The following is a 13,713-nucleotide window of genomic DNA, read 5'->3' as shown; positions in this document are numbered from 1 at the left end:
AGGAGAGATAATGCAAACAACGGAAAAATCATCTTTCCCCTTGTCCCCTTGTCTCCTTGTCCCCTTGTCCCCCCATCCGGTTAATTTTATTTGATGACCATGAATTAGCCCTGGGGGTAGGGGGGATCTGCCAGTGCTGCAAATTACAATTTATGACTTTTAAAACATCCTGTTAGAAAAATCAAAATTTTTAAATCAAAAATCAAAAATCGATATGCGTCTTTGGCAATTTTGGTGGAACACTTTATTTCTTTCTACTCAATACGATCCGCCCCGGTTTGTAGAGGTAATTATGCTACTTTTAGCAATCGCTTTACTAGGACTTTGGGGAATTACAGAGAGATGGCCTTATTTAGGTTTAAGCTTAAGTTATGTAGTTTGTTCATCTGTTTCAGTGATAGTTAGGGAATCGATGACACCTTCAACTTATCCCCGAATCACCCAAGTAGTAGCATTTTTGTTGTTAATTATTAGTATTTATAGCTTTGCTAAATTAATTTACCAAAGCTAATTTAACGGAAAACGGAGTGTAAAAGTACTTCCCTTACCTAACTCACTCTCGACCTGTAAAATACCATTGTGGGCTTGGACTGCTCTGATATGATTACTGGTTGCAGAAATCGATCGAACGGTAGTTACACCCGGAGTACCGTTGACCGCATTTTCGATCGGTAAACTCACCAAAGACTCCACTTCTTCGGGAGCTAATCCTGGTGCTTCGGTTTGAATCTCAACTTGTGGTGGTGCAAAATCAGGTAAAACATCCAAAGGCATTTGAGTGAGGACGCGAATCCCCCAAAGACCGATCAGGAGTGCTGCTAGGACTACCAACCACCGTTGAGCGATCGACCATTTAACAAGGGAATTGAGCATAATGATCAAGGAAAGGGACAGGGAAAGTTTTGAGTTTTGAGTTAAAGAGTTTTCTTGCTCCTCTGCTCCTCTGCTCCTCTGCTCCTCTGCCCCTCTGCCCCTCTGCTCCTCTGCCCCCCTGTCTTGGAGCCTTTTATCTTTCTCCTGGGGAATTTGGCAAAAGGAATGCCATCAAAGTCAAGTGGTAAGTCCAAGTTGGAATCAATATCAGGGTTTGAATTTTCCTCTTTCTGTGTTGTAGATTGTTTCCGGGCTGTGCGAAGACCGAGCCAAAATGCTGCTCCTGCAATCATGACTCCTATTGGTAATGCTATCCATGCGGGAATTTGCATATTGCGAATCACATCATCCATATCATGCTCCGATTTTTTATCTGCTTCTGGTTTATCATCATCGTCATCAGTTGGAATGCCTGCGCCTCCCAGTGATTGGGCATAGAGCAAGGTTGTACCTTCTGTGACTATTCGATCGCCTTCTTTAAGTCCACTTTTTACTTCTACTAAATTGCCCGATGTTTGTCCCAAGGAGACTTCTACCGGACGATAACCCTCACCCTGTTGCAGAAAAACTTTTGCTGTGCCATTATTATCTGCGTTCGCGAAGCGTTGCGTCAGCAGTATTGCTGTGTTCGGAACTACTAAAACAGCATCGGGTGTTCGCTCGGTCATAATTTCTATTTGTGCAAACATTCCTGGTTTAAGAAGTTGCTGGAAGTTGTCTAACTCAACTTTTACAGGTACTACCCGCGTTCCTTCCACTACTGTTCCGATCTGCGCCACTCGTCCTGTAAAGACGCGATCGGCTAAACTGGTAACGGTGATTTGCACAGATTGACCAAGCTTCACTTTTGGTAAATCTTTCTCATATAAATTTGCTGTTGCCCAAACTTTTTGAGCATTGATAATTGTCATTAATGGCTTGCTGCCAGCTTCAACGGTGATAGTTTCGCCTGGGGTAATTGGTCGGTCTGCTACAATGCCGGAAATCGGAGCAGTTACGCTCACCAAACCATCATTATTTGCTGTAGTCTTCAATTGTTTCAAGCGAGTACGATAAGCACTGTCACTCAAACTAAGCCGTGACTGAGCAAGCGTTACTCCTGTTTGTGCCCGACTCAGTTGATTTGCTGCTTCCAATACTCCCAATTTGCTTTGTGCTTTCGTCAGGGTAGCGCGGGTAGCTACTAATGCTGCTTCTGATTCCTGTAGTTGGCGACGAGTAATAGCTCCTGCTGTCTGTAGTTCTTTGTTGCGATCGTACCGCTCTTGAGCTAATGCTACCCCTGTTTGGGCTTCTTTTAAATCTGCGATCGCCTGTTGTTGTTGCCGAGAATAGTTCTGCTGTGCCAGTTTCAAATCTGCCTGAGCTTGTTGTACTCCTGCTTGGGCTTCCTCTCGCTTGCTTGTTGCTTCTACCCGTAGTTCTGCTAACTCTGGACTGGATAGCCGCGCCACCACTTGTCCCGCTTTCACCGCATCACCCGGTTTCGCTAACAGTTGCACTACGGTTCCCAGAATAGGCGCGGTGACTGCTACTTTTTGGTCAGGCAAAGCTTCAATCAGCCCTGTAGTTTTAATATTAATTGCTAATCGCTGTCGAGTCACAGGCTCAACATGAATACCCATTTGTTGAGCAGCGTTTGCATCAACTTTAATTGTGTCAGATGATTGAGCAGTTTGTGGTTCTGTCACAGCATTTGGGCGCGGTGCGTCATCGCTATCTTGCTGGCTGCTAGCAGGTTTAATTAAGGGGACATTTAAAAGAATTAGACTCAGAAGAATTCCAGAAAGGCAATGAGTGATTGCGAAACGCTGAGAATTGGTAAATGCGCGGATCATAATGAGAAGAGTTTGAGCGAATAGAAGTTAAGCCCTGATTGCGTCTCAAACATAAGATGCCATAAGGCGATTAAATTGAGATGAAGTTTTTTTGAGAGCGATGCACTAGTACGAGAAGGCAGAAGGCTTTTATGTTCAGCTTTGTTCCATTACTTAATTAACCGAACATTAAATAAGAGGAGAAACCGCACCCCATGAATCGCCAAAAATTTCCCACAATGAAACTGTAAGAATTGAAATTTACCCAAATATTATGAACATTTTCGAGCAGAACGAGCAAAACCCAGAATTTTGGGATGGTCACGGTTGCGCTTTGTGTGAAAATGAAAAATATGCGGAAGCTTTAGCTGCTTTTGAGAAAGCAATAGCGATTAACCCAAATTATTGTCAAGCTTGGAATAATCGAGGAAATGCTTTTTGTGGGATGAAACGTTATGCAGAAGCTTTAGCAGCTTATGACAAAGCTGTAACGATTAAACCAGATTATCATCAAGCTTGGTTTAACCGGGGTTTATTGTTAGCAGAAATGCAAGCTTATGGAAATGCGATCGAATCTTATGAAAGAGCGATCGCAATTAACCCAGACCCCCGTTATCTACACGCCAAAGAAAAGATCTGGTTGAACAAAAATCTACATACAACTGTATAAGTTCGTTGTTCCCTCTTCAGAGGGAATCGCGCTGAAGCGCTTACAACAAACCTATTTGTTCGTTGTTCCCTCTTCAGAGGGAATCGCGCTGAAGCGCTTACAACAAACCTATTTGTTCGTTGTTCCCTCTTCAGAGGGAATTGCGCTGAAGCGCCTACAACAAACCTATTTATTTTATTGCTTGAGCCGATCGATAAATTGTTTGAGATTTTCTGGCAAATAATCGGAGCGTTTTTTTAAGCGTTCTTTGACACTGGAATGAAACTTAATGTTGCTTCCACGAATCGATCGCGATTCTTCACCTCCTAAAATAAAAGGAAAAGTAAGACTATTGTCAAAATAGATTGTTGGTTCTGGATAAATCCCAAATCTTGTCGGTTTTCCTTCGGAATCAAAGTCACGTTCGATTTTTCTTTGATCGCATTCTAATTCTACTTCTTTCGCTCTTTCGATCATCCAGGCTAAGGCACAATCGGATAAGCCTTGATAACCTTTAGTTCCACCGCCTACACAACCATGCTCACCACTAAACCAGACTTCTTCTACCCTTTGGTTGGGATTTTTGCTATTTTTATCCATTCTGGTTGAAGGAAAACTTTTGCGTTTTTCATCAATAGCAACTGCTTGAAAAGCATTTTCCACAATTGGACTGAGTTCAGGATCGTAGAACAGATATTTTTGATTAATTATTTTCTCTATTGGCAACCAAGGAATTATATCTGGCATACCTAATGCTCCAACAGTATCCCAACAACCCAACATTTTGATTGAGACTCGATCTTCCATATAGGATTGTTGCCCAGAAGTATCCTTAGATTTAACAGATTTAGCATTCTTTTTCCGAAAATCTTTCGCTTCTTGAGCGTCGGGATGGATTTTGCGATCGCGGTAAATTTTATACGCTTGAGGGGTTTTCCGAATCTGTTCCCGATGTAATAAACCCGAACAATAAATCATCCCCGCTAAACAACGAACAATATATGCTCCACGACTAAAGCCAAACAAATAAATTTCATCTTCGGCTTCAGTATTGTAATTAACACATAAAAAACGATAGGCATCCTGAATTAATTTGTCAATTCCCCAGCCAAAAGCTCCTCCGCCTAAAGTTTGCCAAAGACTACTGTCTTCTGTGCCTAATCCTTGTTGATAAAATACAATTTGTGGGGTTCCATCGTCGGTAATATATTTTACTGATTGAGCTAATTTTACGACATTTGTCGGGTAAGAGCTTCTCAGTTGGTTCCAAGTACCGTCGCAACAGACAACCAAGCGTTTTTTCATAAAACTCTCCTCTTCATATTGGGCAATTTTTGATTTTTATCTTTAGTTTTAGCCAAAAGTGCTCTCCTCTCACTTGAACTTTGCGATGATATTCTCACTCTTAGGGAAAATCGAAAAAAAAACTATCTATACTCTGTCTTCAGAGAGACATAAGTTAATCTAAAACATAGCCACAATCAGAGACAGAAGTCTTGAGGAAAGCGTTATGACTGCGACATTATCTGTACCCAGTTTTATCGAATCTTTGCTGGGAGAAGAAACAGAAGACCTCCTCAATTATAAAGCGAAAGTTTCCCAGGATTTATTACATTTACCTGGGCCGGATTGGGTCGATCGCATTTTTGCCGGGACCGATCGCAATCCCCAAGTCCTTCGCAGTCTGCAACAATTATATTCTACAGGTCGTCTTGCCAATACTGGTTATATTTCTATCTTGCCTGTAGACCAAGGAATTGAACACTCTGCTGGCGCTTCTTTCGCTCCAAATCCCATTTATTTCGATCCAGAAAACATCATCAAATTAGCAATTGAAGGCGGATGTAACGCCGTTGCTACTACTCTCGGTGTTTTGGGAATGATGTCCCGTAAATATGCCCACAAAATCCCCTTCATTGTGAAAATAAATCACAACGAATTACTGACATTTCCCAATCAATTTGACCAAGTAATGTTTGCTTCCGTCGAACAAGCTTGGAATTTGGGGGCGGTAGCAGTTGGCGCAACAATTTATTTTGGTTCCGAACAATCAACCAGACAAATTCAAGAAGTAAGTAAAGCTTTTGCCCGTGCTCATGAATTAGGAATGGTAACAATTCTTTGGTGTTATTTACGCAGTAATGCGTTTAAACAAGATAAAGATTATCACGTTGCCGCAGATTTGACCGGACAAGCAAACCATTTAGGGGTAACAATTGAAGCCGATATTATTAAACAGAAATTGCCGGAATGTAATAACGGTTATCAAGCTGTTTCGCAAGCAATGGCAAAGACTTACGGGAAAACTGATAAACGAGTTTACACAGATTTAACTTCCGATCATCCGATCGATCTAACTCGCTATCAAGTACTTAATTGTTATTGTGGCAGAGCAGGTTTAATTAATTCTGGTGGCGCTTCGAGTAAAAATGATTTTGCCGAAGCTGTTCGCACTGCGGTAATTAATAAACGTGCAGGTGGAACTGGTTTAATTTCTGGTCGGAAAACATTTCAACGTCCCTTGGAAGAAGGTGTTAAATTGTTTCATGCGATTCAAGATGTTTATTTGTCGGAAGAAGTTACGATCGCTTAATTGCCGATATCTTACCAAGTACGAATTGAAGTATCTTCGCCACAACTAACGAGCTTTAATCTTGTAGAGACGTTATATATAACGTCTCTACAAGATTTGGTTAATCGATTAGATTTTTTATGACAGATATCAGCTCTTATCCCCCTGTCAAACGAGGTTTTACATATTTCGCAAAGTCCTCTTTTCCTGATTGTAATTGTGGGGGAATGCCATTAGGATATTGTTGAGAAATCAATTCTTTGAGACGTTCTACGCGGTTTCCTGGATTGGGGTGAGTGCTTAAAAATTCTGGAGGTTGACCACCTTGACGAGTTGAGCCAAGTATTTGCATTAATTCGACAATTCCTTGGGGATTGTAACCTGCTTGAGTCATGAAACGAAGACCTAAGCGATCGCTTTCCAACTCATCATCTCTACCATATCTTAAACTTACTAATTGATTCACAGCTTGGGCTAAAATTTGCGCTTGTCTAGCCCTTTGTTCGCTATCACTTGCTGCTACTCCCACCGCAGTAACTAAAGTTGCACCTAACTGTTGCTTTGCTAAATGTTCTGCTCCATGACGTGCTACAACATGACCAATTTCATGTCCTAAAGTGCCAGCAAGTTGCGCTTCTGAAGAAAGGCGACTTAACAAAGCAGCAGTGATAAAAACTTGTCCTCCAGGTAAAGCAAAAGCGTTAATTGTGCGGGGATCTCGTAATAAATAAAATTGAAAAGGATAGCCAGATTTAGAAGCATCCGATCGTTGAACTATTCTTTCCCCTACTTGTTTTACGTATTGTTGTAGCAAGCTGTTAGGATACAAACCACCATATTTAGCTGCCATTTGTTGTCGTGCTTGTAAACCTAACGCAATTTCTTGACGTGGCGAAAGTTGAACCCGCTGATTTTCTCCAGTGATGGGATTTTGTACCGTGTGAGTGCAATAGGTAATTAATCCAAATAGTGCGACTATAATTCCAATCCAAAGACGATTTAATCCTCTCACCGCTTTTCTCCCAACCCTTTGGTCAGGACAGGAGCTTATCACAGTTTTCTTCAGAATTCATCTGTACAATTTTGTATAAAATGTATGTTAAAGATAGATTTTTATCAAATAGTGGATATGTGTTGTCAGTTCAGAAATATTGAAATTAGCAATAATAATTCACCCAATTATTGAGAAAATCATGATGAAAACACCAAATAAGTGAATTCTACCTCTTTCTGTCTTGGCTTCATAGCGCCTTTGGTCAGCAAAGAGGAATCTGAGATCTTGCACCTGCGATGCGAGCTATTAGCCCGGAAATCAATTTCCGTAATAGCTCAAGTCCATTAAAATGGACTGAAAGAATGAGAATTCTAACTAAGTCAGGACTTACAATTAGTAGAGTGCGTCAGAACTTCAAACCTTGATGCTGTCGTTCGCGTAGCGTGCCGTAGGCGTATCGAATTTAAGGTCTGACGCACCCTACAACCATAGTTCAATGTGACACTTGCGTAAGTCCTATAGATTTACCAGATTTCTTGATTAATCCCGATCGTTATGTAAATCAATAAATCCTGGTCAAACTTTCTTCCCAGTCCCCAGTCCCCAGTCCCCAATCTCCAGTCCCCTACTCAAAAAGGTAAAAAGATCACAAATCATCACAGCGATCGTGAGTTAGTCTGAGAAACTAGAAAATTGCCGCAATGGAAACGATTAATCATGCAGTTGGCAGCACGAGTTAGTCAGGTTACGCCTTCTATAACGTTAGCTATTTCCGCCAAAGCTAAGGCTATGAAGGCTGAGGGAATAGATGTTTGTAGTTTTAGCGCTGGGGAACCAGATTTTGACACCCCAGAACACATTAAAGCTGCTGCGAAGCAAGCTTTAGATGCTGGTAAGACGAAATATGGCCCAGCAGCTGGGGAACCTAAGCTAAGAGAAGCGATCGCAAATAAGCTAAAAACAGATAATAGTTTAGATTACAAACCGGAAAATGTAATTGTTACTAATGGTGGTAAACATTCTCTGTTCAATTTGATGTTAGCTTTAATCGATCCGGGAGATGAAGTAGTTATTCCGGCTCCTTATTGGTTAAGCTATCCCGAAATGGTGAAATTGGCAGGTGGTGTACCTGTAATTGTCCAAACTGATGGGAAAAACCAATATAAGATTACTCCAGAACAACTCAGCGCCGCAATTACACCAAAAACAAAATTGTTTGTTTTTAATTCTCCTTCCAATCCTACAGGAGTTGTGTATACTCCCGCCGAAATTGAAGCGTTAGCAAAGGTGGTGGTAGAAAAAGATATTTTCGTAGTTTCAGATGAGATTTACGAAAAAATCATTTATGATGATGCTCAACAAGTGACCATTGGTGCTTTTGGGCCTGAAATTTTCCAACGCACTTTTATTAGTAATGGTTTTGCCAAAGCCTACTCGATGACTGGTTGGCGAGTTGGATATTTAGCAGGGCCAGTTCAAGCAATTAAAGCTGTTAGTACTGTGCAAGGTCATAGTACTTCTAATGTTTGCACATTTGCTCAATATGGTGCGATCGCAGCTTTAACCAGTCCCCAAGATTGTGTAGAAGAAATGCGCCTAGCTTTCGCCAAACGTCGTCAAGTAATGTTAGAAAGAGTCAGTGCAATTCCTGGTTTAAGTTGTCCGAAGCCGGATGGTGCTTTTTATCTATTTATTGATGTCAGCAAAACCGGATTAGCTTCGTTAGAATTTTGCGATAAGTTCTTAGAATCTTATCAAGTTGCAACGATTCCCGGTGTTGCTTTCGGCGCAGATGATTGCATTCGTTTGTCTTATGCTACCGATTTAGACACGATTAATAAAGGCATGGATCGGTTGGATAAATTTGTGCGAGCGCGTAGCGTGCTTTAGGCATATCGCCAATTTAATTTAGTGGTTTTTAAACCGCCAATAAACGCAGATAAACGCAGATAAATGTTTATCTGTGTTTTTACTTTTAAAATAAAGGTACGTTGTTGCGCTTCAGCGCGATTCCCACTGAAGTGGGAACAACAGACTCATTTAAAATTTGGAGAAACCACTATGTCTGTTCAGTTGCAAAAAAGGTTATGACTATGGCTGGTACTTCCCCTTCTAAATTGGGTGTATAACTTTTGCGATCGGCTAAAATTTCTTTAACTGAAGCTACATATACCCAATCTGGTGCTTTAGCGATAAATTGCCCGTTTATTGTGGCACACAAACCAAAGTTAGAAGCGATTAACATCTGTGGTTGAATGAAACCAATGAGTTCTAAACTTTCCCTTAAAGCACCTGCCAAAAGTGGTTGCCCTTGCTCCGAAACTAAAGTATTATTTGGAATCGCTTCTAACAAATTAATTGCTTCTTGCCATTAGGCTTTTGCTTAACTATTAAAACACAAAATTAATTTTTATTGTCGAATCTGTCAGCAGGAAGAGACGGCTTTCATTCATCAGATAGAGACATTGTACCTAGCAAATCTGAGAACTTTATAACCATTGGAATAAAAGTTATAAAAGCTAGAACAACTTTGATTATGCGGGGAATCAATCAAATTAAAACAGCAGCTTTGCTGGGACTACTTAGTGGTTTATTAGTCTTGGCTGGCTATTATCTGATCGGTAATGAACAAGGACTTTACATAGGTTTAGCTTTTGCAGCATTCACTAGTTTTAGTTCCTGGTATTATTCCGATCGCGCAGCGTTAATGGCTTATCAAGCACAGCCTCTCGCCCGTGAAGAAGCGCCCGAACTCTATGATTTGGTGGCTTCTTTGTCAGCCAAGGCAGAAATTCCCATGCCTAAGCTGTTTTTTGTGCCAACTAAATCTCCTAACGCCTTCGCTACAGGTAGAGATCCCGAACACGCAGCAATAGCAGTCACCCAAGGAATTGTCGATCTGCTTTCCAAAGAAGAATTAGCAGGTGTCATTGCTCACGAACTAACTCATGTTCGGAATCGTGATACTTTGACTCAAGCTGTGGCTGGAACGATCGCAGGTGCCATCACTTTTTTAGGACGGATTCTCACTTTTGGAGCCTTATATTATCCTGCCAGCCGTGACGATCGCCGGGGCGGAAATCCTCTAGCAGTATTGTTCTTGATCGTCTTAGCCCCTTTAGCCGCTGCCATCATCCAAATGGCGATTTCCCGTACTCGTGAATACGCAGCGGATTTAGGTTCGGCACAAATTACCGGGAATCCCCAAGCACTTGCCCAAGCCTTAGAAAAACTCGAACAAATCGGCAAACAGATTCCCATGAACGGGAATCCAGCCATGTCTCCACTTCTGATTATTAACCCTCTTTCAGGAGAAGGTTTACAGTCACTTTTCCGCACCCATCCCCCCACAGCAGAACGGATTCGCCGTCTTTTAGAAATCGCAAAACAGCAACAAGAAACAGCGACTCCAGTTACAGCTTAAAAAAGTTATGAGTTTTAAGTTTTGAGTTTTGAGTTAGAGGAGACGATCGCATTCAAAACTCAAAACTTAAACTTTAAAACTCTACTTTATCTTTAACAGCAAAGTAACGGTGCTTATTGGTATTTTGGTCATCTGCTTCGGAATAAATTAAGCCCATGCTTTCTAGCTTTTGCAGATGTTCGCGGGTGTTTGTCCGGGAGAGTTGGGCGATCGCCATAATCTCTCTTGTCGTCAAACCAGGATGCTCAATGATAGCGTTCAGGATTTTATCGCGGGTCTTCATGATTATCAACTCAAACAGTCGCCTCACTTAATGACGATCGTGAGCTAAATATTGTCCAGTACTTTGACATAAAAAAATCAGGGAACTTTTATTACGAGTGAACAGTAATACAGTGAACCAAATTTAGCCCGACCACTGCTAGCTTCGATCTCCATATATTAAGGATATGTCTTCTATTTTCTCTGAGTTACAACATCAATCAGGAATTCCCCGTACTCTTCTACGATCGGAAGTAGGGGAAACGAAGACTGGGTAAGAAAGCCGCCCATGACAATGGGGGTTTTCCGCAAAGATGATCACCCTTCCCTAAATATACCTAACTGTTAAGCTTGTAACAGTTAAATAAAAATTTTGCTCAGTTGCAGAGCACTAGCCCCAGAATTTAGTCACGTTCACTCAATTTGAGTAGCTGGCTGCTAAACATTAGGTGATGCGGCAGGGGAGCATCAACAGTTCGCATCTAAGGAGTATCACGATTAATGGCAATTAAAGACCAGCCTCAACCTCCTCGTTCTCGCCAGATAGGGAATATTTTATTGTTAATTTCTGGCTTATTCCTCCTGGTGAACTTGTTCTTACCGAATTTGTTTAGCCCTTCAGTGCCACGAGTACCTTATAGCTTGTTTATCGATCAAGTGCAAGATGGGAAAGTAGCGCGAGTTTCTGTTGGACAAGACGAAATTCGCTATCAGCTGAAACCGGAACCCGATCAGCCAGGACAAGTTTTAGTTTTACAGACGACTCCCATCTTTGACCTAGAATTGCCAAAGAAATTGGAGGAAAAAGGGGTTGAGTTTGCTGCTGCCCCTCCGCCGAAGAATGGCTGGTTTACTAGTCTGTTAGGGTGGGTGATCCCGCCACTAATCTTTGTTGCTATCTGGCAGTTTTTCATCAGTCGCAGTGGTGGTGGGCCTCAAGGTGCGCTTTCGATCGGGAAAAGTAAAGCTAAAGTTTATGTCGAAGGTGAATCAGCTAAAATCACTTTTGCTGATGTCGCTGGAGTAGAAGAAGCTAAGACTGAGTTAGTCGAAATTGTCGATTTCTTGAAAAATCCCGGTCGTTTTCGCCAAATTGGGGCGAGAATTCCCAAAGGTGTGTTGTTAGTTGGGCCACCGGGAACGGGTAAAACTTTATTAGCTAAAGCTGTGGCTGGAGAAGCAGGCGTACCATTCTTTAGCATTTCTGGTTCCGAGTTCGTGGAACTGTTTGTCGGCGTAGGTTCGGCAAGGGTAAGAGATTTATTTGAGCAAGCGAAAAAACAAGCTCCTTGTATCGTATTTATTGATGAGTTGGATGCGATCGGAAAATCTCGTAGCAGTGGCGGTTTCTACGGCGGTAACGATGAACGGGAACAAACTCTTAACCAGTTGCTGACGGAAATGGATGGTTTTGCCGCAGGTGATGCAACGGTAATTGTTTTAGCTGCGACTAACCGCCCAGAAAGTTTAGACCCAGCGTTGTTACGTCCGGGACGTTTCGATCGTCAAGTGTTAGTCGATCGTCCTGACTTGTCCGGTCGTCAAGAAATTTTGAATATCCACTCCCAAAAGGTAAAATTGGGGCCTGATGTAAATTTGAAGGCGATCGCTGCCCGTACCCCCGGTTTTGCTGGCGCAGATTTGGCAAACTTAGTCAATGAAGCGGCTTTGTTGGCAGCAAGAAATCGACGGGACGCTGTAGCGCAAGAGGATTTCAACGAAGCGATCGAACGAGTAGTTGCAGGTTTAGAAAAGAAAAGCCGTGTCCTCAACGACAAGGAAAAGAAAATTGTTGCTTACCACGAAGTTGGTCACGCTTTAGTTGGTTTTCTGATGCCTGGTAGCGGTAAGGTGGAGAAAATCTCGATCGTCCCTCGTGGTATGGCAGCTTTGGGTTACACTCTCAAATTGCCTACAGAAGACCGCTTTTTAATGGATGAAGCCGAACTGCGGGGCGAAATTGCCACTTTGTTGGGTGGACGCGCCGCCGAAGAAATCATTTTTGGCAGCATTACTACTGGTGCTTCCAATGACTTACAACGGGCGACAGATTTAGCCGAACGCATGGTGACATCCTACGGGATGAGCAAGGTTTTAGGGCCTTTGGCTTACGATAAAAGTCAGCAATCGTTCCTGGGCAATGCTGATATGATGAATCCCCGGCGCATGGTTTCTGATGAAACTGCTCAAGCGATCGATCAGGAAGTCAAAGACATCGTAGAATCTGCCCATCAAAAAGCTTTGCATATTCTCAAGGAAAATCGCGATTTGCTGGAAACCATCTCCATGAAACTTTTGGAAACAGAAGTGATTGAAGGTGAAGATTTACACGAACTACTCGGTAAAGTTCAACCTGTCGATCGAGATCATGTTCATGCTTAACTGTTTTTAGGTAAAATTTAATACCTATTAAAACCGGATTTCATTGGGAAATCCGGTTTTTTTGTTTTGTGATGGCTTTACAGAATATGCAGAAAAATTAAACCCAAAAGTAGGGTTTTCCACCACAAGTGTTGGAGAACCCAACCAATTTAATTAATATTAATTTGTTTAGTATTAACAGCAACAGTCAGTTCATTTCCATATTTTAATTCACTGATGAAATATGTAATGATTTCCAGAGTATCGGGGGTTTGAAAATGCTCCGGTTTGGTTTCAGGATGAGGATAATAGATTAAACCTGATTGTGATTTACCAGTGGTTAGCAAAATTTGACAATCACAAAAAGAGAAATCTTCTGCTGGTTCTGCTTCTGCCCATTTTAGATTTCTGAATGTATATTTCGGTTGTTTGATTTGGTATTTATATGGAGCAATAGAAATGTTGATTGTCCCAGGAAAATATTGACTTAAGTCCAGACCAAGTTGGCTAAAAAAAGGCTTTTGTATTTCAATCGTACCATTAGGAAAACGTGGATCAAGTGCTTTTCCTGATGCGACACCATATCCTTTTTTAACCTTCCCCTTGATTTCTATCCAATTTTCCATGCTTTGTTTAATTCTTAAGAAAGTAGCTTTAACTCATAAAACCATGCTCTAAACTCAAAGCATGGTTTAAATTAACTATATTCTAAATCGTTAGCCCCTCCCTGTGGACGGGGAGGGGTTTGGGGTGGGGTTCCGT

General features: G+C 41.7%; 12 protein-coding genes and 1 pseudogene. 6 read left to right on the top strand and 7 right to left on the bottom strand.

Annotated elements, in window-relative coordinates; genetic code table 11:
• Positions 1-214: 214 nt before the first annotated feature.
• Entirely contained in the window at positions 215-511 is a 297-nt protein-coding gene (locus tag IQ264_RS27360; RefSeq protein ID WP_193984879.1) for a hypothetical protein, read from the top strand.
• A gap of 101 nt (positions 512-612) precedes the next feature.
• Here IQ264_RS27360 and IQ264_RS27355 read toward each other — a convergent pair.
• Together IQ264_RS27355 and IQ264_RS27350 are read right to left on the bottom strand one after the other, a co-directional pair.
• Positions 613-873, bottom strand: a pseudogene (locus IQ264_RS27355) (efflux RND transporter permease subunit); the annotation flags it as partial.
• A gap of 41 nt (positions 874-914) precedes the next feature.
• Entirely contained in the window at positions 915-2,711 is a 1,797-nt protein-coding gene (locus IQ264_RS27350) for an efflux RND transporter periplasmic adaptor subunit (RefSeq protein ID WP_193984877.1), read from the bottom strand.
• A gap of 253 nt (positions 2,712-2,964) precedes the next feature.
• On the opposite strand from IQ264_RS27350, the gene IQ264_RS27345 reads away from it, so the two are divergent.
• Positions 2,965-3,360, top strand: coding sequence for a tetratricopeptide repeat protein (locus IQ264_RS27345; RefSeq protein ID WP_193984875.1), 396 nt, complete (start codon positions 2,965-2,967; stop codon positions 3,358-3,360).
• 174 nt (positions 3,361-3,534) lie between these two features.
• Here the strand turns inward: IQ264_RS27345 and IQ264_RS27340 are convergent, their stop codons facing one another.
• Positions 3,535-4,644, bottom strand: a complete 1,110-nt coding sequence (locus IQ264_RS27340; protein ID WP_193984873.1) for a DUF2235 domain-containing protein — start codon at positions 4,642-4,644, stop codon at positions 3,535-3,537.
• A 205-nt stretch (positions 4,645-4,849) separates the two neighbouring features.
• On the opposite strand from IQ264_RS27340, the gene IQ264_RS27335 reads away from it, so the two are divergent.
• Positions 4,850-5,932 carry a class I fructose-bisphosphate aldolase gene (locus tag IQ264_RS27335; RefSeq protein ID WP_193984871.1) on the top strand — a complete coding sequence of 361 codons (1,083 nt, stop codon included), beginning with the start codon at positions 4,850-4,852 and terminating at the stop codon, positions 5,930-5,932.
• A gap of 136 nt (positions 5,933-6,068) precedes the next feature.
• On the opposite strand, the gene IQ264_RS27330 is transcribed toward IQ264_RS27335, so the two are convergent.
• On the bottom strand, positions 6,069-6,923 hold the full coding sequence (locus tag IQ264_RS27330) for a M48 family metalloprotease (RefSeq protein ID WP_193984869.1): 855 nt from the start codon (positions 6,921-6,923) through the stop codon (positions 6,069-6,071).
• Between the two features lie 699 nt (positions 6,924-7,622).
• Between IQ264_RS27330 and IQ264_RS27325 the strand changes: the two genes are divergently transcribed.
• Entirely contained in the window at positions 7,623-8,795 is a 1,173-nt protein-coding gene (locus IQ264_RS27325; protein ID WP_193984867.1) for a pyridoxal phosphate-dependent aminotransferase, read from the top strand.
• Between the two features lie 169 nt (positions 8,796-8,964).
• Here IQ264_RS27325 and IQ264_RS27320 read toward each other — a convergent pair whose 3' ends face one another.
• A complete protein-coding gene (locus tag IQ264_RS27320) occupies positions 8,965-9,258 on the bottom strand; it encodes a hypothetical protein (protein WP_228061862.1) in 294 nt (97 codons plus the stop codon).
• A gap of 183 nt (positions 9,259-9,441) precedes the next feature.
• Between IQ264_RS27320 and IQ264_RS27315 the strand changes: the two genes are divergently transcribed.
• A complete protein-coding gene (locus IQ264_RS27315; RefSeq protein WP_193984865.1) occupies positions 9,442-10,329 on the top strand; it encodes a M48 family metalloprotease in 888 nt (295 codons plus the stop codon).
• A 73-nt stretch (positions 10,330-10,402) separates the two neighbouring features.
• Here the strand turns inward: IQ264_RS27315 and IQ264_RS27310 are convergent, their stop codons facing one another.
• The gene (locus tag IQ264_RS27310) at positions 10,403-10,612 is read right to left on the bottom strand and encodes a winged helix-turn-helix domain-containing protein (RefSeq protein WP_193984863.1); all 210 of its coding nucleotides are present in this window, start codon (positions 10,610-10,612) and stop codon (positions 10,403-10,405) included.
• Between the two features lie 479 nt (positions 10,613-11,091).
• Between IQ264_RS27310 and ftsH4 the strand changes: the two genes are divergently transcribed.
• Positions 11,092-12,972, top strand: a complete 1,881-nt coding sequence (ftsH4, locus tag IQ264_RS27305) for an ATP-dependent zinc metalloprotease FtsH4 (protein ID WP_193984861.1) — start codon at positions 11,092-11,094, stop codon at positions 12,970-12,972.
• Positions 12,973-13,121: 149 nt separating this feature from the next.
• Here ftsH4 and IQ264_RS27300 read toward each other — a convergent pair whose 3' ends face one another.
• The gene (locus IQ264_RS27300) at positions 13,122-13,577 is read right to left on the bottom strand and encodes a hypothetical protein (RefSeq protein ID WP_193984859.1); all 456 of its coding nucleotides are present in this window, start codon (positions 13,575-13,577) and stop codon (positions 13,122-13,124) included.
• Between the last annotated feature and the right edge of the window lie 136 nt (positions 13,578-13,713).

This window comes from [Phormidium] sp. LEGE 05292 (genome assembly GCF_015207735.1).
Lineage (GTDB): Bacteria > Cyanobacteriota > Cyanobacteriia > Cyanobacteriales > Aerosakkonemataceae > Floridanema.
Note: the sequence above shows the minus strand (reverse complement) of the source record. Positions and strands in the feature narration are given on the sequence as shown.